Here is a 22640-nt window from a genome sequence, read left to right on the forward strand (position 1 = left end):
GGTCGTTCGGGGTTTCAGTTCGGTGCTTAAGTTCGGTGCTTCGGTTCGGCGACGGGCGCCACGCAGTGCGGGACAGATCGGCACCACGCGGTACCCGGCGCTCAATGCTGCGTCGTGCCCGCGTACCAGGCGGCGGCCGCGTCGATTTCCTCGGGCGTCATGTTGCGCGCGATGTTGCGCATCTGCTCGGAAATGTCGTTGTGGCGCGTGCCGTTCGCGAAGGCCGCGAGTTGCGCCTTCGTATAGACGGCGGGCAGACCGTCGAGCCACGGACTGCCGACCTTGTGATCGACGCCGCCGTGACACGACGCACAGGCCGGAATATTGCGCATCGGCGCACCCTTCGAGACGATCTCGGGCGGGTCGCCCGTGAGGTGCACGAATGGCGGCAGCGACGCGTAATACGCGGCCAGATCGCGCAAATCCTGATCGGACAGATTTTTCGCCATCGGCGACATCACCGCGCTCTGGCGCGCGCCGGTCTGGAAATCGAGCAGTTCCTTGTAGATCACGCTCGCGTACTGGCCCGCGAGATTCGGCGAATTGGCCTCGCTCATGCCGCGCGGACCGTGGCACATCGTGCAGCGCAACGAGAGCGTCGCGCCGCGTCCGATCGACAGGCTGTTCGCGTCGTCGAGCATGTGTGGCGTGAGTTCGACCGTGCTCACCTTGTAGCCGGGCGTCAGCGAAGTTTCGCCCTGATGCCACTGGCGCGGCACGCCCGCCGCGCTGCAGATGGCGTTCCAGAGGCCCTGGAAATTCGGATCGCTCTGCGCCGAAGGCAGCCACACGAAGCCGATCAGCGCGGAAACGAAGAACGCGACGATCGTCGCGCCCACGCTCACGCGGAACCAGGGATTGCGTAACGAGAACAGGCGTTCGTCGCTCATCGCGGCGCTCCAATCGGAATCGCGGGCACGGCGGTGTCGGGCGTGGCGAGCAGCTGCGCGATCGGATAACCGTAGTTGGCGACCGTGAGCGCGATCATCAGCACGATCCACAGCGCGAAGCTATTGAGCGCGACCGGCAGGCGCGGCGAGTCGTGCACCGGCGTGCTGAATCGGTATTCCTCGGGCGCGGCCGCTTCGCTGCGATGACCTTGCCACAGCACGATGAAGAACAGCACCGCCGAGAGCACGAGGATGAAACCGCCGATCGCCGAAATCGCCACGAGCAGCGCCTGGCCCGCGAGCGCGGGATCGCTGTAATCGAAATAGGCCATGCGGCGCGGCATGCCGAGAATGCCGACCATGTGCCACGGAAACGTCGTCACGATCATGCCGATGAACCAGAGCCACAACTGCCAGCGCATGAGCCGCCAGTTGGTCAGCGCGCGGCCCGTGAGCTGCGGCCACAGATCGTAGGCGATGGCGAAGTACATGATGACGATCGCGCCGCCGTAGATCAGATGAAAGTGGCCCGTGACCCATTGCGTGTTGTGGATCGGCTGGTCGAGCTGGTAGCTCATGTTGATGAGGCCGCCTGCGCCGCCGAAGCCGAGCATCACGAACGAGAACGCCACCGCCAGCATCTGCGGGTTATGCCACGGCAGCTTCGCGATCCAGCCGAACACGCCCGTGCCGCCGCGCAGCCGCCCCGCGATTTCCACCGAGGCGCAGATCGTGAACACGGTCAGCAGCGTGGGCACCGCGACGAGCGCCGTGAACACCGACTGCAGGAACTTGAAGCCCGAGCCCACCTGCGGGTCGGTGAAGAGGTGGTGCAGGCCGATCGGCATCGCCACCACGAGGAACAGGATGAACGAGATGCGCGCCATCGAGTCGCTGTAGAGGCGTCCGCCGATCGCGCGCGGAATGATCGTGTAATAGGCGATATACGCGGGCATCAGCCAGAAGTAGACGATCGCGTGCAGCGTCCACGAGAAGAACACGCGCGCGAGGCCCGCGTCGATCGTGCTGCGCAGGCCGAGCGCCACGGGCAGGATCTGGAACAGCACCTCGATGGCCGCGCCCACGGCGGTCCAGCCCCACAGATACGCGCCCGCCACAGTCGCGAACATCGCGAGCGGCACCGGCTTGCCGCGGTTCTCGCGCTTCCACGCCGCGAGGTTCACGCCCATCAGCGCGACCCAGACCCACGAGCCCACCACCACGAGCACCACGCCGAGGTAGTAGAACACGCTGCCGATCATCGGCGGATAGAAGGTGTAGAGCACCGAGGCGCGGCCGAGCGCGACGGGCACGCTCGCCGTGACCGAGCCGAGCGTGAGCAGGATGAAACCGAGCCACGCCCAGCGCACGCCCACGAGCGGTTTTTTCAGGGCGAGTTCGGTGACGGCGTAGCCGAAGCCCATCGCGATGAGCGTGGGGAACGCGTAGCCCATCACGGTGCCGTGCTCGGTGACGGAGCGGTAATACAGCTCGGGGTCCTTGAGCCACGGATGCAGCGGGCTGCGCACGAGCATCTGCCACGCGCCCAGCACGAGCGCGACGCCGAACAGCACGAAGGCGAGCCAGAAGTGGGCGAGGACGAGGCGCTTGTTATTTAACACAGCTGAGTCTCCGCGAATTTCCCGCCTGGTTGGCCAGTTGCATGAACGCGTCGCGATCGATGACCTTCACGTGCGCCCACATGCCCTGGTGGCCCGTGCCGCAGTATTCGTGGCACGGCATCAGATGGTCGCCGGGCTTCTCGAAGGTGGTGCGGAAGGTGGAGACGTAGCCGGGCTCGACCATCGAATTCAGATTGGTGTCGGTGACGAGAAAGCCGTGCACGACGTCGGCGCTGGTGGCGCGGAAGGTGATCGGCACGCCCGCGGGCACGACGATGCATTGCGGCGTGAACGAATACTGCTGCGCGAGCACGCGCACGGTCACCGAGCCGTCCGATTCGACCGCGCTGCCGAGATTGGTTTCGACGAACTCGCCGGAGACGTGCAGCGTTTCGGGGTCGATGGTTTCCACGCGCGAGGGCGGCATCATCGCCCAGTGCAGGCCGGTGAACACCACCATCGCCACCAGCAGCAGAACGAGCGCCAGCATGAGCGTGGCCCAGCGGCGCTCCACGCGCGCGGCGACGTCGGCACTGGCGTGGGAATCGGTCGGATTCGTGGACATGGATGAGCGGCCCGCCTATTGAATGACGCCGCGAGGCAGGAACACGAGGAAGTAGAACGCGAACCAGATCGCGAACACGATGGCCGTGGCGATGCCCGCGAGCGCGAGCGCGCCGCCCGGACCGCGCCGCACGATCTCGTCGACCTGTTCGTGCTGCGGACGCTCGCCCGGCTGTTCGGGAACGGAAGTTTCGATCATCGCGGCCTCAGAAAAGCGGCGCCGAACGCAGCGCGTTCACTTCATGTTCGGAAACCGGCGTGCCGTGATTGCCCCACGCCGTGCGGATATAGGTCACCACAGCCGCCACTTCCTCGTCGGAGAGCGACTGCGCGAAGGGCGGCATGCCGTACGGCATCGGATTCTTGCGCGTGCCGGGCGCATAGCCGCCGTTGAGCACCATGCGGATCGGGTTCACCGCCGAGTTCATCTGGATCGACTGATTGTTCGCGAGCGGCGGGAAATGCGGCAGCTTGCCCTGGCCTTCGGTCGCATGACACACGGCGCATTGCGCCTCGTAGATCTTCTTGCCGAGCGGCGCGAGCCGGTTCGCTTCCTCGGTCACGTAATTGCTTTTCGGCGATTTGTCGACTTCGCCCGAGTGGCCGGGCAGCGACTTCAGATAGACGGCCACGGCCCGCACGTCGTCTTCGGTGAGGTACTGGAAGCTGTCGTAGACGACTTCGGCCATCGGCCCGTAGACGGCGCCGCGATTCGACACGCCCGCGTGCAGCAGGTCGACGATGTCCTCGATGCTCCAGTCGCCGAGACCCGCTTCCTTGTTCGAGGTGAGCGATGGCGCATACCAGTTCTGCAACGGAATCAGGCCGCCCTCGAAGGCCTTCGAGGCGGAATTGCCGCCGAGCGCGTTGATGGCCGTGTGGCACATCGTGCAGTGGCCGAGACCTTCGACGAGATACGCGCCGCGATTCCATTCGGCCGACTGCTTCGGATCGGGCTTGAACTCGCCCTCGCGGAAGAACAGCGCGCGCCAGCCGAGCAGCAGCGAGCGCTGGTTATACGGGAAACGCAGCGAGTGCGCGCGATTGGGCTGATGCACGGGCTGTGTGGAGAGCAGGTAGGCGTAGATCGCGTCGGAGTCGGCGCGCGTGACCTTCGTGTACGAGGCGAACGGCATCGCCGGATAGAGCAGCGTGCCGTCGCGCGACTTGCCGTCGTGCAGCATGCGGTAGAACTCGTCGGCGGTCCAGGCGCCGATGCCGAACTCCTTGTCCGACGAGATATTCGGCGTGTAGAGCGTGCCGAATGGCGTTTCCATCGGACGGCCGCCGCCGAACATCTTCTGCGACGGCACCGTGTGGCAGGCGATGCAATCGCCGGCGCGCGCGAGATATTCGCCGCGCGCGATCTGCACGGCGTTGGCCGCGACGGGCTTCGCGTTCGCCGCCGCGGCGGCGGCTGCGGCGCTCGCCGCATCGGCGGCATTGACCGAAGGCGCGCCGGTTTGCGCGCTCGCGCTCAGGGCGAACGCGCAGCACAAGGCCAGCGGCGCGAGCAGGGCCGTCAGGCGCGAAGGCGAGCGCGAAAGACCGCGCAGCGAAGTGAGGATTCGATGTTTGCGCACGTCGAGGCCTCGGCTAGTGGGGAACGCTGCCGCAGGCGAGCGGCAGAGGCGCGGGCGGCGCGGGCTTCGGATCGGCGGGGGCCGGCTGCGCGGCGAGCCACGCGGCGATGGCCGTGATGTCGCGCTCGGCGAGATGCGAGGCGATGTCGTGCATGCAGTCGGGGTCAGCGGCCCGGCGCGTGCCATAGCGGAACGCGCCCAGTTGCGCGCTGATGTAATCGGCGTGCAGGCCGACGAGGCCCGGAATCGCGGGCTCCATGCCGGTCAGGCCCGCGCCGTGACAGGCCGCGCACGCGGGCACGTTGCGGTTCGGCGCGCCGTTGAGCACGAGCGACTTGCCGAGCGCGAGCATCGCGGCATCGACCTTCGGCGTGGCGGGCGGCGGGTAGGGCGGATGCTGCTGCGCGAAGAACTCCGCGATCTGCTTGAGGTAAGCGTCGGGGAGATAGGCGAGCAGATAGTTCATCGGCGGATAGCTGCGGCCGCCGTCACGAAACGCGATCAGCTGGTTGTACAGATAACCGGCCGGCTTGCCCGCGAGCCGCGGGAAGTAGTCGTTGTCGGTGCCTTCGCCATGCGCGCCGTGGCAGGCGGCGCAACCCATCACGCGCGCCTGCATCGTGTCGGGCGCGGGTTCAGCCGGCGGTGCCGCGAAAAGCGGCGCCCAGGGCAGGACGAGCGCGGCAATGAAGAGGACGAAGCGGGTTCTCAATGATTCCCTCGTTGCGGATTGTGGCGACACAAACGCGGTGCGATTCGATATCAGTTGAGGCGTCGTCCGGGTGGGGCAGCTTTCGTTCTCTTTGGCAGCCGATGTTCCGGCAGTCCGGTGCGCATCCTCTGTCGCAACATTATCAAAAAAATCGGATTCGATGCGCGCGAAGGTGTGCAAAAAATTCTTGGCGCGATTCGTGTGCACAGACGTTTGCTAACGCAACGGTGGGGCGTTGGCTTTTCTGTTTGTTTATCGTTTGTTTTCGTTCGTGAGTTCTTGCCTGGTATTTGATTCGTATCGCTAAGTAAATTTCGCAGACGCATGAATGGCTTCTACGGGCAACCGTAAAGCGCGCTGCACGAATGCACCGCCAGCACGGTTGTCGGATGACTGCACAGCCGGTGATCCACACAGATGGATCGCTAAATCGTGAGTCATCAGGCGTGCGGTTCAGCGCAAACCGCCAGTTGTCCGACGACGTATAATAAAACCCTAAACCGAACGACAAGGAGGGGACGATGGCCGTATCGCTCGCCGCGCCCATGCCCACGCGCACCCGCAATCTGGCCGAGCAGGTCGTCCACTTCATCAACGAGCAGATTGGATCGCGCGCGTTGAAACCCGGCGACAAGCTGCCCACCGAAAGCAGCCTCATGACCCAACTGGGCGTGAGCCGCACCGTGGTGCGCGAGGCCATTTCGCGCCTGCAGGCCATGTCGGTGATCGAGACGCGGCATGGCATTGGCAGCTTCGTGCTGGAGCCGCGCCGCGAGCCGCTCGAACTCGATGTCGTGCCCGCGAGCACGCTCAACGATCTGCTCTCGGTGCTGGAGTTGCGCATCAGCCTGGAAACCGAGTGCGCGGGGCTCGCCGCGCAGCGCGCGAGCGAACGCGATCTCGCGAACATTCGCACGGCGCTCGACGCGATCTCGGCTGCCACCCAGGCGGGCGGCGACAGCGCGGGAGCGGACCTGGCGTTTCATGTCTCCGTGGCGCGCGCCACGGGCAACCGCTATTTCGTGGACATCCTCACGCAGATGGGCGCCGCGCTCATTCCACGTCACCGGATCGATTCGGCCGGTATCGCGCATCGCGATCCGAAAGCCTACGCCGAACTCGTGAATCGCGAGCACGAGAGCATCTTCGACGCCATCGCGCGCCAGGACCCCGAAGGCGCGCGCGCCGCCATGCGCATGCATCTGTCGAGCAGCCGCGAAAGACTGCGCCGCGCGGCGACGGAGCAGGGCGGCAAGGTCTAGGCGCTCACCCGCCTGTCAGGCGGTTTTCATCCACGCATCACGCACACAGCTCGAACCGGAACTTCTTCCCGAGCGCGGCGGCGGCGCTGGCGAGCGTGGTGAGCGTGAGGCTGGTGTCGTTCTGGTCGAGCAGACGATTGAGCGCCGCGCGGCTGGTTTTCATTTTCGCGGCCATCTGCGTCTTGGTCAGTTTCTGCGCCTTCATTTCCTGCTCGATCTGCCACGCGATGACGCGCTTGATGGCCGTCGCCGTGGATTCTTCGAGCAGTCCTTCTCCGGCGAGAAAGTCGTCGAAGTTTTCGCCGATATGCTTGTTCGCCACGTTTTGCTCCTTGCGCGCGAGGCGCGCTAGCCGTTCTTCAATTGACGTAACCGCGTTCTTGCCAGATCCAGGTCGTCTTGCGGCGTGGCTTGCGACTGCTTGATGAAGCCGTGCAGCAGGACCAGGGTGGTGCCCGAGACCGTGAAGAAGACGCGGGCGATGCGCAGCGGCAAATGCACCCGGATTTCCCATAAGCCGCGTTCCAGCTTGCGCACGACCGGCATGCCCAGCGGCCAGCCGATCTGCACGACCTTGATTTCCTCGCCGATGGCCTTGCGCTCGGCCACCTCGAGCTCCTTGAGCCATCGGCGCACCGGTTCGTGACCGGCCTCCGTGCGGAAAAAATGCACGACGAGCGGCGTGTCGTGAGGGCTGAGGCGATTCGAGTGTATCAACATTGGTACGCAATATCAAGCTGATGGAGTTTGATCTTACGTAGCGAAAGGACGCGAAAAGGATCGGCCGAATGGCCAGATCAGGCGTGGGATTTGATGGAAATGCCGGTTCGGAGGCGAGCGGCGCGTGGTACGCCTGAATGGGTTACTCAGACAACATAAGTCATCGTACAACTGAGCGCGCACACAGATTCAGTGCGATAGAAAGCAACCATCAAGCATACTGCAAAGCTATATTTGACAACGAAATAGCCCAAACTCCAGCCAATCTAGCAGGGTAAACACCCAATAGAATCGAACCCGTCTCCCTCATACACTGTCATCAGACAACGTACCATGAAGCGCCGCGCACGACATGCCGATGCGCCGCGCCGCTCAGGAGACAAGCCCAGATGTCCATTCCCGCCAAGCGTCACGACGACCTGCTGGATTCGGCCAGCGCCAAGGTCATGCGGCACGTGCTGCCGCTCTTTCTGATCATGTTCATCGCGAATTACATCGACCGTGTGAACGTCGGTTTCGCGAACGCGCATATGGAGGCCGATCTGGGTCTCTCCGCGGCGGCCTACGGGCTCGGCAGCGGGCTGTTCTTCATCGGTTACGCCTTGTTCGAAGTGCCGTCGAACATGCTGATGCAGAAGTACGGCGCGCGCGCCTGGCTCACGCGCATCATGGGGACGTGGGGCATCGTCGCGGGCGCGATGGCGTTCGTGCAGAACGACACCTCGTTCTATCTGCTGCGCTTTCTGCTCGGCATCGCCGAAGCGGGTTTCTTTCCGGGCGTGGTGTACTACTTCGCGCAATGGCTGCCGCAGCAGGCGCGCGGCAAGGCCGTGGCGGTGTTTCTCGCGGGCTCGGCATTCGCCTCCGTGCTGTCCGGTCCGATCACGGGCGCGCTGCTTTCGGTGCGCGGCTTCGGCCTCGCGGGCTGGCAGTGGATGTTCCTGATCGAAGGCGCGTTCTCCATCGCGCTGTGCGCCGCGAGCTGGCTGCTGCTGAAGTCGCGCATCCGCGACGCGCACTGGCTCACGCGCGACGAGCAGGGTGCGCTCGAAGCCTACATGGCGCGCGAGCAGGCCGAGCGCGAAGCCGCGACCGGCGCGCACGTGCCCGTCATGCGCCTGCTGAAAGACCCGCAGATCGTGCTGTTCTGCTTCCTCTACTTCGCAATCCAGCTCACGATCTACGCGGCCACGTTCTGGCTGCCGACGATCATCCGCAAGATGGGCGGCCTCACGGATTTCCAGGTCGGCCTCTACAACGCGATTCCGTGGATGATCGCCATCGTCGCGATGTATTGCTTCGCGCTGCTTTCGGCGCGGTGGCGCTTCCAGCAGGCCTGGCTCGCGCTGGCGCTGGTGATCGCGGCGTGCGGGCTGTTCGCGTCGACTTCGTCGAATCCGGTGTTTTCGTTCGTGGCGATCTGCTTCTCGGCGATTGGCTTCAAGGCCGCCTCGTCGCTGTTCTGGCCGCTGCCGCAAGGCTATCTTGACGCCCGCGTGGCCGCCGCCGTGATCGCGCTGATCAATTCGCTCGGCAATCTGGGCGGTTTCTTCGCGCCGGCCACCTTCGGTTATCTGCAGCAGCACACCGGCTCGATCGCGGGCGGCCTGTACGGACTCGGCGTGACCTCGCTGATCGCCGCCGCCGCCGCGTTCCTCGCACGCAACAAACCGGCGCGCCGCGCGTTCGGCGACGAAGCAGAGTCCGTCCATCGTGGCGCACACTAAGGCTTTCGCCCACGACCGCGACCACTGAGGACACGCACATGCAAGACCGCTACTTTGTCTACGTCTCGAACGCCAACGACGGCGAAATCGACGTGCTGCATCTGGACGCCAACGCCGTCACGCTCACGCCGCACGCGCGCACGACGATTGCGCCGACCGTCATGCCGATGGCGCTCGCGCCGGACCGCCGCCATCTCTACGCCGTCACGCGCGGGTCGGACCTGCATCTGTATCGCTACGCCATCGACGCGCACGACGGCACGCTCACGACGCTCAGCCGCGCGCCGCTCGATTCGAGCTTCGCCTATCTGTGCGCCGATCCGCTCGGCCGCTTTTTGCTCGGCGCTTCGTATGGCGAGCATCGCGTCTGTCTGTATCGCGCGCAGGACATCGACAACGGCCTCGGCGCGCCGTTGCAGACCGTCGAAAGCGTCCAGAACGCGCATTGCGTGATCGTCTCCGCCGATGGGCGCTTCGCGTATGCCTCGTCGCTCGGCAGCGACCGCGTGTTCTGCTTCGCGCTGGAAAACGAAGGGCGCTTGCGCGAGATCGGCACCGTCGATCTGGGCCAGGGCTTCGGGCCGCGCCATCTGTGCCTGTCGCCCGACGAGAGCACGCTCTACGTGCTGAGCGAATTCCGCGCGACCGTGGCCGCGTTGACGCGCGACGCGCAGACCGGCGCGCTCACGCCCGGACACGTCTCGCCGCGTGCGGCCGACCTCACGCATCTGAACGACGGTTTCGCGCGCCCGAGTTCGTCGGACCCGGTGCAGCCCGATCCCGCCGAGCTGGCGAAACTGGTCTGGGCCGCCGATATCCACGTCTCGCCCGACGGCCGCTTCGTCTACGCCTCCGAGCGCACGACCAGCCGCCTGCTGACCTACGCCGTGCAGCCCGGCGGCGCGCTGGAGTACGCCGGTTTCGTCGATACCGAAACCCAGCCGCGCGGTTTCCGCCTCGATCCGTCGGGCCGCTTCGCGGTGGCCTGCGGAGAGAAGTCGCCGCATGTCTCGCTCTATCGCGTCGATGCGCAGAGCGGGGCGCTCACGCTCGCCGCGCGCTGCGCGGGCGGACACGGCGCGAACTGGGTGGAGATCGTCGCCGCGCCGGCCTGACTTTGCCGCCCACCGTTTTGATCGTTTTCATCGTTTTCATCGTTTTGATCGACTGACTGGCGCGGGACGCTCGCCCGCGCCGCTTTTCAACCGCGCTTTCAAGCAGGTAAGCCTTCATGTCCACACAGACCGTCCAACCGAACGCCACGCCCGTCGTGACCGAACTGCGCGTCGTGCCCGTCGCGGGCCGCGACAGCATGCTGATGAACCTCTCCGGCGCGCACGGCCCGTTCTTCACGCGCAACGTCGTGCTGCTGCGCGACAGCGCGGGCAACACGGGCATCGGCGAAGTGCCGGGCGGCGAGGCGATCCGCAAGACGCTCGACGATGCGCGCGCGTTCGTGGTCGGTCAGTCGATCGGCAATCTGCAGGCGGTGCTCAATACGGTGCGCAAGCAGTTCGCCGATCGCGACTCGGGCGGGCGCGGTCTGCAAACCTTCGACCTGCGTACCACGATCCACGCGGTGACGGCGCTCGAAGCGGCGCTGCTCGATCTGCTCGGCCAGCATCTGAACGTGCCGGTGGCTGCGCTGCTCGGCGAAGGGCAGCAGCGCAGCGCAGTGGAGATGCTGGGCTATCTGTTCTTTATCGGCGACCGGAAGCAAACCGATCTGCCGTACGCAAGCGGCGCCGATGGCCGCGACGACTGGGAACGCCTGCGCACCGAAGCCGCGATGACGCCCGAAGCCGTCGTGCGTCTGGCCGAAGCCGCGAAGGCGCGTTACGGCTTCAACGACTTCAAGCTCAAGGGCGGCGTGCTGGCGGGCGACGCCGAAATGGACGCGGTCACGGCGCTGGCCGAGCGCTTTCCCGAGGCGCGCGTGACGCTGGACCCGAACGGCGCGTGGTCGCTGGCCGAAGCGATTCGCCTGTGCCGCGACAAGCACGACGTGCTCGCCTACGCGGAAGATCCGTGCGGCGCGGAAAACGGCTATTCGGGCCGCGAGGTCATGGCCGAATTCCGCCGCGCGACCGGCCTGCCCACAGCCACCAACATGATCGCCACCGACTGGCGTCAGATGGGCCACGCGATCCAGCTGCAATCGGTCGACATTCCGCTCGCCGATCCGCACTTCTGGACCATGCAGGGCTCGGTACGCGTCGCGCAGATGTGCAACGACTGGGGCCTCACGTGGGGCTCGCACTCGAACAATCACTTCGATATTTCGCTCGCGATGTTCACGCACGTGGCCGCCGCCGCGCCCGGCAAGATCACCGCGATCGACACGCACTGGATCTGGCAGGACGGCCAGCGTCTGACGCGCGATCCGTTGCAGATCGTCGGCGGCAAGGTGCAGGTGCCGCAGAAGCCGGGCCTCGGCATCGAGATCGATCTGGACGAACTGGACAAGGCGCACGCGCTGTATCAGCAGCACGGACTCGGCGCGCGCGACGACGCGATCGCCATGCAATACCTGATTCCCAACTGGACATTCGACCACAAGCGTCCGTGCCTCGTGCGCTGAACGCAAGCTCGCCCGACATCGCCATCATCACAGGATCCAAGACCATGACCACGCCGCAAGAACTCAAGCAGATCGTTTCCGAAGGGCTGCTGTCGTTCCCCGTCACCGACTTCGACGCGCAAGGCAACTTCCGCGCCGACACCTACGCCGAACGCCTCGAATGGCTCGCCCCGTATGGCGCGAGCGCGCTGTTCGCGGCGGGCGGCACGGGCGAGTTCTTCTCGCTCACGAAAAGCGAATACTCGCAGGTGATCAAGACCGCCACCGAAACCTGCAAGGGCAAGGTGCCGATTCTCGCGGGCGCGGGCGGCGCGACGCGCGTCGCCATCGAGTATGCGCAGGAAGCGGAGCGCAACGGCGCGCAAGGCATTCTGCTGATGCCGCATTACCTCACGGAAGCCTCGCAGGAAGGCATCGCCGCGCACGCGGAGCAGGTCTGCAAGGCCGTGCCGAAGATGGGCGTGATCATCTATAACCGCGCCAATTCGAAGCTCGGCGCCGACATGCTCGAACAGCTCGCCGACCGCTGCCCGAACCTCATCGGCTTCAAGGACGGCGTGGGCGAAATCGAGGCGATGGTGACGATCCGCCGTCGTCTGGGCGACCGCTTTTCGTATCTCGGCGGCCTGCCGACGGCGGAAGTCTACGCGGCCGCGTACAAGGCGCTGGGCGTGCCGGTGTATTCGTCGGCCGTGTTCAACTTCATTCCGAAGACCGCGATGGCGTTCTATCGCGCGATTGCCGCAGACGATCACGCAACGGTCGGCAAGCTGATCGACGAGTTCTTCCTGCCGTATCTGGCGATCCGCAATCGCCGCGCCGGTTACGCGGTGAGTATCGTGAAGGCGGGCGCGAAGCTCGTCGGCCACGATGCGGGTCCGGTGCGCGCGCCGCTTACCGACCTCGCGCCCGAAGAAGTGGAGCAACTCGATGCGCTGATCAGGAAGCTCGGCGCACAGTAAGCGACAGCAGCAGAAGCAGCCGCAGAAACGAACAGGCCCGCGAGCCAATGCGGCTCGCGGGCCTGTTGTATTTCACGCGTGTCGATGTGTCAGTGTTTCAACGCCTCAATGCGCGCCGGAGCCGCCGAACAGATCGAGATTGCCGTGGTCCGCATCTTGCGCGGACGCATTTTTGCGCGGGCGGCCCGCGCCTTTTTTCTCGCGTTTCGCGCGCGGTTTGCCAAACAGGTCGTCGGGCGTGAAGCCGAATTCGGCGATGGCGGCGCGGGCGGCCGCGAGTGCTTCTTCGGCCGCCTCGGCGCGCAACGCATCGATACGCGCGTCGAGCGCGCGCTTTTCGGCGAGCAATTCGAGGTAGGTAGCCATCTGCGGTCGTGTCGAATGAAGTGAACGGGATCGCCCGATTTTACGTCAAGCGGCGCGCGCGAGGCATGTGACTTGCTAGCTGCATCGGCTGTTGCCCAATCGACGACCGACTGCCGACATGATTTCATTTCGCCTGCTGCCGAGGCGGCGCCTGATCGCCGTGCTGTGTCCACTTCTCATGACGTCCGGCTGTGCCTGGTTCGGCCCGCACATGTTACGCACCGATCAGGTCGATTACGAGCGCGCGCTCGGCGACGCCAAGAAACGCGAGATGCTCGCGACCATCGTCGGCTTGCGTTTCGGCGATTCGCCGTCGTTCGTGGCGGTGAGCCAGATCATCGCGTCCTATACCTTCGAGGCGAACGCGGGCGTGATCGCGGAAGGCGGATCGAGCACGGCGGGCACGAGTTACGGCCAGGCGAGCGTGGGCGCGTCGTACTCGAATCACCCGACCTTCACCTTCGTGCCGACCACGGGCGAGGCGCTCGCCACCGGCTATATCCGCCCGCTGCCGACCGAACTCGTGCTGCCGCTCGCGGACAGCGGCGTGCCGATCGATTTGCTGCTGCGTCTTTCGGTGCAGTCGGTGGGCGGTCTGCAAAACGCCGCGCCGCTCGGCGGACCGACCAGCGACGGCAGCCCCGGCTTCTTCGAACTGCTGCGCGCGTTGCGGCGCTTGCAGCTCGCGGGGCAGCTCACCGTCAGCTACAAGGAAGATCCGCAGGATCACACGCACCGCGTGACGATGACGCTCGGCAGCGACGGCGCGCCGCCCGAAACGAGAGCCGATCTCGACGATGTGCGCCGCCTGCTGAAACTCTCGCCGGTGGTGCGCGAATATCCGGTCGTGTACGGTCCCGCGAACGGCGACGGCCGCAGCATCCACATGGTCACGCGCTCGGTGATGGGCATTCTGACCAATCTCGGCGCGCAGATTTCCGTGCCCGAGGACGACGTGAAGCGCGGCGCGACGATACCCACCGTGCATCTGATCGGCGGCGAAACGCGGCCCACGATTATCGTGCACGTCGGCAGCAAGGCGCCGCCCGATGCGTATGCCACGATCGGTTATCACGACGCGACTTACTGGATCGAGAACGACGACTTCGATTCGAAATACGCGTTGACGGTCTTGCAAAATCTGATCGCGCTCGCGCAGGCGAATCAGGATCAGAAAGCGCCAATACTCACGGTGCCGGCGGGCTAATGCGTTCGAGGCCTTGCTCGACGGCTCAGAGATACATCGCCAGCAAGGCCGTCACGAGCGCGGCGCAGCCCATCAGCAGCACCGCGAGCCACAACGAAGCGCGTGCGGGCGCACGCACGCTGGCGGGCAGGCGCTTGCGGCCCGTGAGCATCGGGCCGAGCAGATTGTGGCCCTTGGCGATCGCATAGACGACGATCGCGCACACATGCAGCGCGACGGCGGCGGCCAGCACGTCCCAGCCGTAAGCGTGCAGCGCCGAAATCGCGTTGGCGAACGCGGCGCTCACGTGCTCGGAAAGCGGGCCTTCGTTTTCGATGTCGTTGTTGACGTAGAGGCCGCTGAGCGTCTCGACGGCCAGCAGCGCGAGCAGCAGCAACACCATCCAGCCGCCCGCCGCGTTATGGCCCACCTGGGCGTCGGGCTCGCGGCGCAATACATGGCGCAAATGCCGCCACGCGGCGGCGGGCGAGGCCACGAAGCGCGCGAAACGCGCGGTCTCGCTGCCGCACGCGCCCCACATCAAGCGGAACAGCACGAGCGCGAGCAGCGTCTCGCCCGCGCGCACGTGCAAGTCCATCCAGTTGAAATGCTGCGAAACCCACGCGACGGCCACGAGCAGCGCCGCCAGCCAGTGAAAGAGCCGCGTGGGCACATCCCAGACGCGCACGCTGCGCTCGGGTTCGGCGGCCGGCGTGGCGGAAGGCCCTGAATGGGCGGAATGCGGGGCGGTGGCGCGTCGTTCGGTATCCATGGCGGGGAGGGCCGATTCGTCAGACGATGCAGCACGCCGTGATTGGCGGCATCGCCAGATTATCGCGCGACGCCGATACGGCATAGCCTCGCGCGGCGGTTTCAGCCATACTTTCGGCCATTACTTTCGCGTGCCTTTCTCCGTCATGCGAACACTTCGAAAACAACACCTCGAATCATTTAGCCGATGAACAAGAACCGACTCGAAGCGTTCAGCGATGGCGTGCTCGCCATCATCATCACGATCATGGTGCTGGAACTCAAGGTGCCGCACGGCGACAGCATCGCGTCGCTCGCGCCGCTATGGCCGACGTATCTGAGCTATGTGCTCAGCTTCATTTACGTGGGCATCTACTGGAACAATCATCATCACATGATGCACGCGGCGCGCAGCGTGAACGGCACGGTGCTGTGGGCGAATCTGCATTTGCTGTTCTGGCTTTCGCTGCTGCCGTTCACGACCGGCTGGATGGGCGAAAACCATTTTGGACGCTGGCCGACCATGCTGTATGGCTTGAATCTGCTGCTGTGCGCGATTGCCTATGTCGTGCTGCAAGGCTGCCTCGTGCGCTATCACGGCGCGCAAAGCGCATTGGCGCTGGCGCTCGGACGCGATTACAAAGGCAAGGTGTCGGTCGTGGGTTATCTGCTCGGCATGAGTTGCGCCGCCGCCGATTACGCGCATTTCGGCGCGCTGTTTTTCCTGCTGGTCGCGCTGCTGTGGCTCGTGCCCGATCAGCGCATGGAGCGTCTCGCGACCTCCGCGCACGAACATACCGAAGAGTAAAAACTCGCGAGGCGGCGCGCGCGATGTGTCGCCGTGCCGCCGCCTCACAAGTCATGCGCTCACGCGCGCGTTCATCAGCTGGCCAGATGCTTGCGCGTGGCCAGCGCCTTTGCCTTGGCGATATCCGCCTGAATCACGGGCAATCCTTCGGTCGCGGCCTTCTTCAGACCCGCATCGCGGCCCGATGCAATTTCCGCCTGGAATGCCGACAGCGTTTTTTGCTGGCCGGCGAGCGCGACCTGCTCGATATACGTCTTGTCGAATTCGGCGCCACGCAAATTCTTGATGCTCGAAAGCACGGCGGTGTCGGGATCGTCGCGCGGCACGTCCACGCCGCGCGGGCTGGCGGCGCGCATCGAATCCGAGAGCTTCGTGTAATCGGCGACCAGTTGTTCCGCGAAAGCCTTCACTTCGCGGTCGGTCGAACGCGAATCGGCGATACGCGCCGCGTCGCGCTGCGTAGCGACGGTTTGCGTGCCGTCCGCGATGAACGACTTGTCGGCGGCATGCAGTTCCTGCGTGGCGCCCGCAGCGGAGGCGGCCGGCGCGGCAGTTTGCGCGTGCGCATTCAGCGAAAGCGCGAGCAGCGCGGTGGCGGAAACACTGGCGAGCGAGGCAAGCGAGAGGCGATTCATGCGAACTCCTTTTCTGCGTGATTAGTATCGATATCGCCAACGCGATTCGTGTTACGCCGAATGCACATGGCATCGACGCATCGAATGTCGTCGGCGGCCGCTGGCGGTCTGACTGCGCAACGGTTGAAGCATTCTAGAAAGGCATGGCGCGTACAGGTGCAACGATGACGTCGCTTCTGTAACGGTTGGTAAGAACACGCGCGCACGCGAAATGCGCGGTGTGAATTCATCGCGATGTAATCTGAAGCGCGAAAGCGCGCGAGCGGTCGTGGTGTGATGCGGTTGCGCAGGCATCGATCGTGCGGTTATCGCACGCATTCGAAAGAGCCCTGATTTGCCCGGAAAAACCCGAATTCGCGACGGCGAATGCCATCGCCGGTGGCACAATACCTGCATAGATCCTGCACGACAGCAGGACATTCGAGAGACCGAGAATGTTACCCAGCACGAATCCGATGGCGGGCAAGGGGAGGCGCTTCGTCGAGCGCAGTTGGCGATTGCGCGTCGGCGGCCGCGCGCTCGCGTTTTTCTGCATGGCGTCGGTATTCGTGCAGCAGGGGCGCGGCGTGCCGTTCTGGGTGTTGCTCGTGCTCGACTGCCTGATCTGGCCGCATATCGCACGCCGTGCCGCGCACGCATGGGCCGTGCCCTATCGCGGCGAACGCCTCAATTTAATGGTCGATTCCGCAATGGGCGGCCTATGGGTCGCCGCGATGCGATTCGATTTATTGCCGAGCGCGCTCATGCTCGTGATGACGAGCATGAATAACATGGCCGCGGGCGGCACGCGGCTGTTTCTGCGCGGCGTGGCCGCGAATCTCGCGGGGCTGGCGGCCGGACTGCTGATGGTCGGCATGGCGTTCGAGCCCGCCACGCGCATGCCCACGCTGCTCGCGTGTCTGCCATTTCTCGTGATTTATCCGCTTGCGCTCGGTCTCGCCGTGTATCGCATATCGAAGAAACTCGCCGAGCAATCGCGCTTTCTCGAAGGCTTGAGCCGCACCGACGGCCTCACCGGTTTATTGAATCGCCGCCATTGGGAAAATCTGCTCGTGCGCGAATTCGAGCGCTGCCGCGCGACGCGCTATGCGTCGTCCCTGTTGCTGATCGATCTCGATCATTTCAAGCACATCAACGACACGCGCGGACATCAGGCCGGCGACGCTGTGCTGAGCGCGTTCGCCCGGCAATTGCGCGAGCATTTTCGCGCGAGCGACAGCATTGGCCGGTATGGCGGCGAGGAATTCGGCGTGGTTCTGCCGGGCGCGACGCTCACTGAGGCGCGCACAGTCGCCGAGCGTTTTGCGGGCGCAGTGCGGGCGCAAGCAAAGCACGCGGACAGCGTCTGCCCGTGCACGGTGAGTATCGGCGTGGCGCAATGCGACGAGGCGATGCACGATCATGCGGCATGGCTCAAGCGTGCCGATTCGAGCCTGTATCGCGCGAAGATGACGGGACGGGATCGCGTGGTCGCGGAGCAGGGCGAGCACGCGTGAGATGGGACGTGAAGCGCGATTTCAGCCCTTGTTTTCAGGGCTGAATCGAGCGCACGCGTGTTGTCACGTGCGCTCGATGTGTCGACGATACGTCTTCAGGGCAGCGAGATCGTGAGATTCGCCGATTGCGGGCCGAGCTTGACGATCTGTGTATAGGGCGCGAGCGTGCGCAGCGTGCTGTCGCGCAGCCACGTGCTCAGGCCGAGCCAGCCCAGCACGCCGACGAGCGCAAACACCGCGCCGATCGTCCACAGCGGCACTTCGCGCTTGAGGCGGTGCACGACTTGATCGGGCAGCGGCCAATGCGGTGCGAACGGCGCGCGCTTGCCCTTCATATGGGCGATTTCGTCGCCGATACGCGCAGTCAGATACGCGAGCTTTTCCGGCCCTTCGAGCATGTACTTGCCCTGGAAACCGAGCAGCAGGCACATATGAAAGACCTCGAGCGATTGCAGACGCGCGGCGCCTTGCGCGCGGCATTGTTCGAGATACTGGAAGAACTTCTCGCCCGCGAGCTGCTCGCCGAACAGCGTGAGCTGCAGCGGACGGCGCTCCCAGTCGGAGCGGATGCGAAACGGCGAGGACAGCACCGATTCGTCGATGGCGGCGCAGAACGCGAACTTGGCCGCATAGACGTCTTCGGCGGCGACGTTCAGCTTTTTCGCGCCGCGCTCGAAATCGCCGAGAAACTGCTGCACGCGTGCGCTGAACTCGGTGGCGTCGCCGGGCTCGCGGCCGTTCTTCAGCAGGAACAGCATGAAAAAGCCGTCGTAGAGCAGATCGAGCAGCGAGCGCACCTGATACGCGGGATCGCCGGCCGGCACTTGCGGCGTGACGGGCGGCGGCGCGACGTCGCCGAAAAGGGAGGGCGCGTTGGTCATGACGTCACCGCAATCAGTTCGAGTTTGAGATCGTTGAGGCCCGAGGGCGTGTACACCATCGCCGACTGCGCCTGAATCATGCGCTCATAAAGCGCGCTGCGCGATTCGAGCGCGAAATAGCACGCGCCGGGACGCACCGGAATGGCGGGCGGCACTTGCGGCGTGTAGACGAGGCGCACGCCCGGCATGGCCGAGAGCACGAGCTTGTCGACGTCGTCGGGCGCGCCCACCTTGAAGCGCGCGGGCACGGCATCGACCAGATCGACGGCGGGCATGTCGGCCGATACGGCGAGGTAGAACGTGGTCTTGTCGTCGATCTTGCCGGAGTCGAGGCGGCCGATATGGAACGACGCACGCACTTCTTCCAGCGCGATCGCGAAGTACTGCGTGGAGATCACCGTTTCGAGCAGATCGCGCAGGATCGCGTCGAGGCGCGCAAATCCCGGGCCCGGATCGTCATGACGATAGGCGGGCAGGTCGGCGAGCGTGTGATTCTTCGAGAACGTGAGCAACTGGCCGGCGAGGCGCAGTTCTTCCTGAAAGAGCCGTTCGGGATGCAGCGCCGCGTGCTGGTACAGATGCGCGAGCGTCGCGAACGCGCCGCTCGCCGTATGCAGCAGCCAGAACGAGGCAATATCGCCCGAGCGGAATTCGATGATGTTCTTGGTCGGCTCGCGATGGAAACCGTAGAGCGCGTTGACCTTCGCCTGCAACGCGTCGATCAGGCGGCGCAGACGCTGATGCAGCAGCGGCGAAGCCTCGATCGCGAGGCTCGGCGGCACGAAGCTCTCGTCGGCCTCGAAGCCCGACGACGCCGTGCGCCGCACGCGCATCACCGGCACCGAGAGCAACTGGTCGCGCGGCTCCGTATGCGCCACGAGCTTCACGTTGTTCTTGAGGAACGTGATGTCGGCCTGCGCAGCGTCGGTGTAATGATCGGCCACGCTCGACTGCTCGCTCACATAACGCGCGACAAAACCGGCGTCGCGGTCGGGCGAATAATTCGAGCCGTTTTCGCGCACCTGATGCAGCGCCAGATAGAACGTGAATTCGTTGATGCCTTCGGGCAGCGTGTCGAGCGCGACGGGCGGCGGCAGGTCGTCGGCCTGCGGCGCGGAGTAGAGCGTGCCGTCGGGAAACACGAGCGACAACTCGCTGATGCGCAGAATATTGCTGCCGAGCGAGTCGTGATCGATGCGGATCGAGCGCACGCCCCAGTTATACGGCTGGATCGCCTGGATCGACTCGAAGAGTCGCGCTTCGTGATAGGCGTCTTGCCGCTGGAAGTGCTGAGGCCTGAGAAACAGACCTTCCCCCCAAAGCACTTTCGAGGAATAGCTCATGTTGATTCAGCGTTATGCGTCGATCGGGTCGCGCCTGGCGTGCGAGCCGCCGGCGGACTGAATTGGTTAAAGAGGTCCGTTTCCGTGAAATTCACCGCGCGACTGGGCGGTGCATTCATTCCCCATTGACACGTCGATTGCAGCCTCGATTGCAGCCTGGATTGCAGCTTCGATTGCCACGCTTTCCGTCCCGTTTTAAATCCGCGCATTTGCCGTCGCCTATTCTCATTTAACCGCAGGTGACGGACGAAAGCAGATTGAGCGCTTGCGCCGGCTGAGCCGCATCTGCCGGGATCACCGTGCCGCTCGTGACTGTCATGGCGCAGTTGTGCAGGCCAACCATTATGCCGGATTTCTCCGATTTCGCCGGATCGAAAGCGAATTTCCAACGCTTCATTGCCGGATCGCGGAACAGCGCGACGATACCGAATGCCTGCGCCTCGCGCGAAACTTTCTCGGTCGCGTTATAGCGCTGGCCCGGAATCAGTGTGATTTCGCGCACGCTCAGCAGGTCCGCGCCCAAGGTGCTTTTTTCCTTGGCGGGATCGGTGAAAGTGTCGAACGGTGCCTGTTGAAACGACGTCGGATCCTTGAGCGCGTAGAGGCGCACCACTAATGCGAGCGGCTTGTTGTCCGTCGCCGCATTGAGATTGCGCGCTGCATAAAGCGTGATGCCGAGATCGCGCGGGGGCTTCTGGCTGTCGGGTACATCGGGCTTGCCGATGCCCGCGAGCTGCAGCGCCGCCGACGCAGCGCTGCCCAGCGCGGGCACCGCCGCCGCGCATCCGCCCAGCAAGGCGGCAGCGGCGCAGAGTATCGCCGCATTTGATGCGATTTGAATAATGCGCGCAGTCATTTTTATCGCGGGCTGAAGCCCGAACTCTCCGACAACGTTAAATAGACTTGAACGTTGGTAATGCACGGCGCATTGCGCGGGCATTATCCCCGTGATGCCTTCTCTAATTAAATTCCGGCAAATTTTCCTGCCCGCAGGGCCTTGCACAATGGTTGCGCCGGAAATTATTTCCTCGCGCGACGTTTGCACCGCGTTTGCCCCGCGTTTTCGCCTTTAGTTTGCGGCTTCTGTCATGCTTCTTACTTGCTTCTCTACTTCACGCGCGGCCATTTTCTTTCAGGCACTTTTCACTGCGCAGTTGAATTATCGAAATTTGGCCTGTACTATACCCGCGCGTTGAGCAATAAGTAAAACTCTCGTTTCAATATTGAGGTGCGGCTTTTCGAGGCGAAGATCTCGGGCTGAATCCAATACAAACACAATCAAACTCTCTGGTCGGTAGAGAAAACATGAATAAGAGCGTCTTCTCGAAGCTAACGGGGGCTGTGATCGCGTGCGGCATCGTCGCGGGTTGCGCCACCCAGGGCAACAATCTTTCCGCCTCGCCCGAAGCATTCAACAAGGCGCTCGCCGATGCCGACGCGCTCTCGAAGGGCGGCGATCAGGATCAGGCCATCGCCGCTTATCAAAAGCTCGCCGCCGCCGATCCCACGCGTGAAGAACCGTGGTCGCGCATCGCGCAGATCCAGTTCCAGCAGCAGCATTACGGCCAGGCCATCGTCGCCGCGCAAGAAGCGCTGCAACGCGATCAGACCGATCGTGGCGCGAAGAGTGTGCTGGCTGTGGCCGGCCTGCGCGTGGCAACCGAGTCGCTCGGCGAACTGCGTCAGGATGCTTCGCTGCAAGGCGACGCGAAGTCGGACGCCCAGGCGCTCGCCAAGCAATTGCGCGACACGCTCGGCGAAGACGCACTGTTCCCGCCCGATCAGGGCACGAAGGCGGTGAAGAAGAAGCGCTACGTCAAGCGCGTCACCAAGGCCGCGCCGAAGGCCGCCGAAGCCGCTGAAACAGCAGCAGCGCCCGCCGCTCCGGCCGCGCCCGCAGCACCAGCACCCGCGAAGGCCGCGGGCAGCGCCGCCGATCCGTTCAGCGCGCTGCGCTGAGTTTCGAGCACCACACGCGACACGTCCGATAACAAGGTCATAACGGAAGCAGGGAGCCGTCGATGGCAAAGAAAGAAAGCATCCAGAAGCGCTTGCAGAAAGTGCGGCCGCCGCGCGTCCAGCTGACCTATGAGGTCGAGCTCGGCGATGCAATCGAAGTGAAGGAACTGCCGTTCGTCGTCGGCGTCATGGGCGATCTGGCCGGTCAATCGGAAATCGAGCAGCCCAAGCTGCGCGACCGCAAGTTCATCAATATCGATCGCGACAATTTCGACGACGTGATGAAAGGCATCGAGCCGCGCGCCGCGTTTCAGGTGGAAAACCGCCTGAGCGAAGCGGGCGGCAAATTCGCCGTCGATCTGCGCTTCAAGTCGATGGCCGATTTCAATCCCGACGAGGTCGTGGCTCAGGTCGAGCCGCTGCGCCGCCTGCTCGACGCGCGTTCGAAGCTCGCGGACCTGCGCAACAAGCTCGCGGGCAACGACAAGCTCGAAGACCTGCTGAGCGAAGTGCTCTCCAATACGCAGCAGTTGCAGGCGCTCGCGGAGAACGCACGCAAGGACCCGTCGGAAGACGAACCCAAGGGCGAATGA

At 64.4% G+C, this 22640-nt stretch carries 24 protein-coding genes; 10 read left to right on the forward strand and 14 right to left on the reverse strand.

Going from position 1 to position 22640, the window contains the following annotated elements; translation table 11 throughout:
* Nucleotides 1–101: 101 nt before the first annotated feature.
* The 6 genes from U4Y88_RS03660 to U4Y88_RS03685 all read right to left on the reverse strand — a co-directional run bounded on the left by U4Y88_RS03660 (nt 102) and on the right by U4Y88_RS03685 (nt 5278).
* Nucleotides 102–890: a c-type cytochrome gene (locus U4Y88_RS03660; RefSeq protein ID WP_321782328.1), complete on the reverse strand. Its 789-nt coding sequence runs from the start codon at nt 888–890 to the stop codon at nt 102–104.
* The gene (locus U4Y88_RS03665; protein WP_224011473.1) at nt 887–2512 is read right to left on the reverse strand and encodes a cbb3-type cytochrome c oxidase subunit I; all 1626 of its coding nucleotides are present in this window, start codon (nt 2510–2512) and stop codon (nt 887–889) included. Before U4Y88_RS03665 ends, U4Y88_RS03660 begins: the two co-directional genes overlap by 4 nt.
* The gene (locus tag U4Y88_RS03670; protein WP_310633925.1) at nt 2502–3077 is read right to left on the reverse strand and encodes a cytochrome C oxidase subunit II; all 576 of its coding nucleotides are present in this window, start codon (nt 3075–3077) and stop codon (nt 2502–2504) included. Before U4Y88_RS03670 ends, U4Y88_RS03665 begins: the two co-directional genes overlap by 11 nt.
* 15 nt (nt 3078–3092) lie before the next feature.
* A complete protein-coding gene (locus U4Y88_RS03675; protein ID WP_065058906.1) occupies nt 3093–3275 on the reverse strand; it encodes a hypothetical protein in 183 nt (60 codons plus the stop codon).
* A gap of 7 nt (nt 3276–3282) precedes the next feature.
* On the reverse strand, nt 3283–4557 hold the full coding sequence (locus tag U4Y88_RS03680) for a c-type cytochrome (RefSeq protein ID WP_405045142.1): 1275 nt from the start codon (nt 4555–4557) through the stop codon (nt 3283–3285).
* A gap of 115 nt (nt 4558–4672) precedes the next feature.
* Entirely contained in the window at nt 4673–5278 is a 606-nt protein-coding gene (locus tag U4Y88_RS03685; protein ID WP_224011538.1) for a c-type cytochrome, read from the reverse strand.
* Nucleotides 5279–5892: 614 nt separating this feature from the next.
* On the opposite strand from U4Y88_RS03685, the gene U4Y88_RS03690 reads away from it, so the two are divergent.
* Complete coding sequence (locus tag U4Y88_RS03690) at nt 5893–6633, forward strand: FadR/GntR family transcriptional regulator (RefSeq protein WP_321782330.1); 741 nt, start codon at nt 5893–5895, stop codon at nt 6631–6633.
* Between the two features lie 37 nt (nt 6634–6670).
* Here U4Y88_RS03690 and U4Y88_RS03695 read toward each other — a convergent pair whose 3' ends face one another.
* Nucleotides 6671–6955, reverse strand: a complete 285-nt coding sequence (locus U4Y88_RS03695) for a helix-turn-helix domain-containing protein (protein WP_224011470.1) — start codon at nt 6953–6955, stop codon at nt 6671–6673.
* A gap of 26 nt (nt 6956–6981) precedes the next feature.
* Entirely contained in the window at nt 6982–7353 is a 372-nt protein-coding gene (locus U4Y88_RS03700) for a type II toxin-antitoxin system RelE/ParE family toxin (protein WP_321782332.1), read from the reverse strand.
* Between the two features lie 389 nt (nt 7354–7742).
* On the opposite strand from U4Y88_RS03700, the gene U4Y88_RS03705 reads away from it, so the two are divergent.
* The 4 genes from U4Y88_RS03705 to kdgD all read left to right on the forward strand — a co-directional run bounded on the left by U4Y88_RS03705 (nt 7743) and on the right by kdgD (nt 12623).
* Nucleotides 7743–9080 (forward strand): MFS transporter, encoded by a 1338-nt coding sequence (locus U4Y88_RS03705; protein ID WP_321782334.1) that lies wholly within the window; start codon nt 7743–7745, stop codon nt 9078–9080.
* A gap of 38 nt (nt 9081–9118) precedes the next feature.
* The gene (locus U4Y88_RS03710; RefSeq protein ID WP_321782336.1) at nt 9119–10195 is read left to right on the forward strand and encodes a lactonase family protein; all 1077 of its coding nucleotides are present in this window, start codon (nt 9119–9121) and stop codon (nt 10193–10195) included.
* Between the two features lie 116 nt (nt 10196–10311).
* Complete coding sequence (gene gudD / locus U4Y88_RS03715; RefSeq protein WP_321782337.1) at nt 10312–11661, forward strand: glucarate dehydratase; 1350 nt, start codon at nt 10312–10314, stop codon at nt 11659–11661.
* A 44-nt stretch (nt 11662–11705) separates the two neighbouring features.
* A complete protein-coding gene (gene kdgD, locus U4Y88_RS03720) occupies nt 11706–12623 on the forward strand; it encodes a 5-dehydro-4-deoxyglucarate dehydratase (protein WP_224011465.1) in 918 nt (305 codons plus the stop codon).
* A gap of 105 nt (nt 12624–12728) precedes the next feature.
* Here kdgD and U4Y88_RS03725 read toward each other — a convergent pair whose 3' ends face one another.
* The gene (locus U4Y88_RS03725) at nt 12729–12989 is read right to left on the reverse strand and encodes an H-NS family nucleoid-associated regulatory protein (protein WP_224011464.1); all 261 of its coding nucleotides are present in this window, start codon (nt 12987–12989) and stop codon (nt 12729–12731) included.
* A 133-nt stretch (nt 12990–13122) separates the two neighbouring features.
* On the opposite strand from U4Y88_RS03725, the gene U4Y88_RS03730 reads away from it, so the two are divergent.
* A complete protein-coding gene (locus tag U4Y88_RS03730) occupies nt 13123–14196 on the forward strand; it encodes a hypothetical protein (protein WP_415774399.1) in 1074 nt (357 codons plus the stop codon).
* 25 nt (nt 14197–14221) lie between these two features.
* Here U4Y88_RS03730 and U4Y88_RS03735 read toward each other — a convergent pair whose 3' ends face one another.
* On the reverse strand, nt 14222–14947 hold the full coding sequence (locus U4Y88_RS03735) for a cytochrome b/b6 domain-containing protein (protein WP_310633920.1): 726 nt from the start codon (nt 14945–14947) through the stop codon (nt 14222–14224).
* Between the two features lie 186 nt (nt 14948–15133).
* Between U4Y88_RS03735 and U4Y88_RS03740 the strand changes: the two genes are divergently transcribed.
* Nucleotides 15134–15733 (forward strand): TMEM175 family protein, encoded by a 600-nt coding sequence (locus tag U4Y88_RS03740; protein WP_224011461.1) that lies wholly within the window; start codon nt 15134–15136, stop codon nt 15731–15733.
* 74 nt (nt 15734–15807) lie between these two features.
* Here the strand turns inward: U4Y88_RS03740 and U4Y88_RS03745 are convergent, their stop codons facing one another.
* Complete coding sequence (locus U4Y88_RS03745) at nt 15808–16368, reverse strand: DUF4142 domain-containing protein (protein ID WP_224011460.1); 561 nt, start codon at nt 16366–16368, stop codon at nt 15808–15810.
* A 434-nt stretch (nt 16369–16802) separates the two neighbouring features.
* On the opposite strand from U4Y88_RS03745, the gene U4Y88_RS03750 reads away from it, so the two are divergent.
* Nucleotides 16803–17864, forward strand: a complete 1062-nt coding sequence (locus U4Y88_RS03750) for a diguanylate cyclase (protein WP_321782341.1) — start codon at nt 16803–16805, stop codon at nt 17862–17864.
* Between the two features lie 95 nt (nt 17865–17959).
* Here the strand turns inward: U4Y88_RS03750 and icmH are convergent, their stop codons facing one another.
* The 3 genes from icmH to tssJ all read right to left on the reverse strand — a co-directional run bounded on the left by icmH (nt 17960) and on the right by tssJ (nt 20944).
* On the reverse strand, nt 17960–18745 hold the full coding sequence (gene icmH, locus U4Y88_RS03755) for a type IVB secretion system protein IcmH/DotU (protein WP_310633918.1): 786 nt from the start codon (nt 18743–18745) through the stop codon (nt 17960–17962).
* A complete protein-coding gene (gene tssK, locus U4Y88_RS03760) occupies nt 18742–20088 on the reverse strand; it encodes a type VI secretion system baseplate subunit TssK (protein WP_224011457.1) in 1347 nt (448 codons plus the stop codon). Before tssK ends, icmH begins: the two co-directional genes overlap by 4 nt.
* Nucleotides 20089–20317: 229 nt before the next feature.
* Entirely contained in the window at nt 20318–20944 is a 627-nt protein-coding gene (gene tssJ, locus U4Y88_RS03765) for a type VI secretion system lipoprotein TssJ (protein ID WP_224011537.1), read from the reverse strand.
* A gap of 449 nt (nt 20945–21393) precedes the next feature.
* Here tssJ and U4Y88_RS03770 point away from each other — a divergent pair, with 449 nt between their 5' ends.
* Both U4Y88_RS03770 and tssB read left to right on the forward strand, forming a co-directional pair.
* On the forward strand, nt 21394–22047 hold the full coding sequence (locus U4Y88_RS03770; RefSeq protein ID WP_321782343.1) for a hypothetical protein: 654 nt from the start codon (nt 21394–21396) through the stop codon (nt 22045–22047).
* 62 nt (nt 22048–22109) lie between these two features.
* Nucleotides 22110–22640, forward strand: coding sequence for a type VI secretion system contractile sheath small subunit (gene tssB, locus U4Y88_RS03775; protein WP_224011455.1), 531 nt, complete (start codon nt 22110–22112; stop codon nt 22638–22640).

Origin of the sequence: Paraburkholderia sp. J94, assembly GCF_905220285.1 — a bacterium.
Classification (GTDB): Bacteria; Pseudomonadota; Gammaproteobacteria; order Burkholderiales; family Burkholderiaceae; genus Paraburkholderia; species Paraburkholderia tropica_A.

What these genes read in the sequence shown, in the direction of transcription:
- U4Y88_RS03660 (WP_321782328.1), bottom strand. Translation starts at nt 890, where the DNA reads ATGAGCGACGAACGCCTGTTCTCGTTACGCAATCCCTGGTTCCGCGTG.
- U4Y88_RS03670 (WP_310633925.1), bottom strand. Translation starts at nt 3,077, where the DNA reads ATGTCCACGAATCCGACCGATTCCCACGCCAGTGCCGACGTCGCCGCG.
- U4Y88_RS03675 (WP_065058906.1), bottom strand. Translation starts at nt 3,275, where the DNA reads ATGATCGAAACTTCCGTTCCCGAACAGCCGGGCGAGCGTCCGCAGCAC.
- U4Y88_RS03685 (WP_224011538.1), bottom strand. Translation starts at nt 5,278, where the DNA reads ATGCAGGCGCGCGTGATGGGTTGCGCCGCCTGCCACGGCGCGCATGGC.
- U4Y88_RS03690 (WP_321782330.1), top strand. Translation starts at nt 5,893, where the DNA reads ATGGCCGTATCGCTCGCCGCGCCCATGCCCACGCGCACCCGCAATCTG.
- U4Y88_RS03700 (WP_321782332.1), bottom strand. Translation starts at nt 7,353, where the DNA reads ATGTTGATACACTCGAATCGCCTCAGCCCTCACGACACGCCGCTCGTC.
- U4Y88_RS03705 (WP_321782334.1), top strand. Translation starts at nt 7,743, where the DNA reads ATGTCCATTCCCGCCAAGCGTCACGACGACCTGCTGGATTCGGCCAGC.
- U4Y88_RS03710 (WP_321782336.1), top strand. Translation starts at nt 9,119, where the DNA reads ATGCAAGACCGCTACTTTGTCTACGTCTCGAACGCCAACGACGGCGAA.
- gudD (WP_321782337.1), top strand. Translation starts at nt 10,312, where the DNA reads ATGTCCACACAGACCGTCCAACCGAACGCCACGCCCGTCGTGACCGAA.
- kdgD (WP_224011465.1), top strand. Translation starts at nt 11,706, where the DNA reads ATGACCACGCCGCAAGAACTCAAGCAGATCGTTTCCGAAGGGCTGCTG.
- U4Y88_RS03725 (WP_224011464.1), bottom strand. Translation starts at nt 12,989, where the DNA reads ATGGCTACCTACCTCGAATTGCTCGCCGAAAAGCGCGCGCTCGACGCG.
- U4Y88_RS03735 (WP_310633920.1), bottom strand. Translation starts at nt 14,947, where the DNA reads ATGGATACCGAACGACGCGCCACCGCCCCGCATTCCGCCCATTCAGGG.
- U4Y88_RS03740 (WP_224011461.1), top strand. Translation starts at nt 15,134, where the DNA reads ATGAACAAGAACCGACTCGAAGCGTTCAGCGATGGCGTGCTCGCCATC.
- U4Y88_RS03745 (WP_224011460.1), bottom strand. Translation starts at nt 16,368, where the DNA reads ATGAATCGCCTCTCGCTTGCCTCGCTCGCCAGTGTTTCCGCCACCGCG.
- U4Y88_RS03750 (WP_321782341.1), top strand. Translation starts at nt 16,803, where the DNA reads ATGTTACCCAGCACGAATCCGATGGCGGGCAAGGGGAGGCGCTTCGTC.
- icmH (WP_310633918.1), bottom strand. Translation starts at nt 18,745, where the DNA reads ATGACCAACGCGCCCTCCCTTTTCGGCGACGTCGCGCCGCCGCCCGTC.
- tssK (WP_224011457.1), bottom strand. Translation starts at nt 20,088, where the DNA reads ATGAGCTATTCCTCGAAAGTGCTTTGGGGGGAAGGTCTGTTTCTCAGG.
- tssJ (WP_224011537.1), bottom strand. Translation starts at nt 20,944, where the DNA reads ATGACTGCGCGCATTATTCAAATCGCATCAAATGCGGCGATACTCTGC.
- U4Y88_RS03770 (WP_321782343.1), top strand. Translation starts at nt 21,394, where the DNA reads ATGAATAAGAGCGTCTTCTCGAAGCTAACGGGGGCTGTGATCGCGTGC.
- tssB (WP_224011455.1), top strand. Translation starts at nt 22,110, where the DNA reads ATGGCAAAGAAAGAAAGCATCCAGAAGCGCTTGCAGAAAGTGCGGCCG.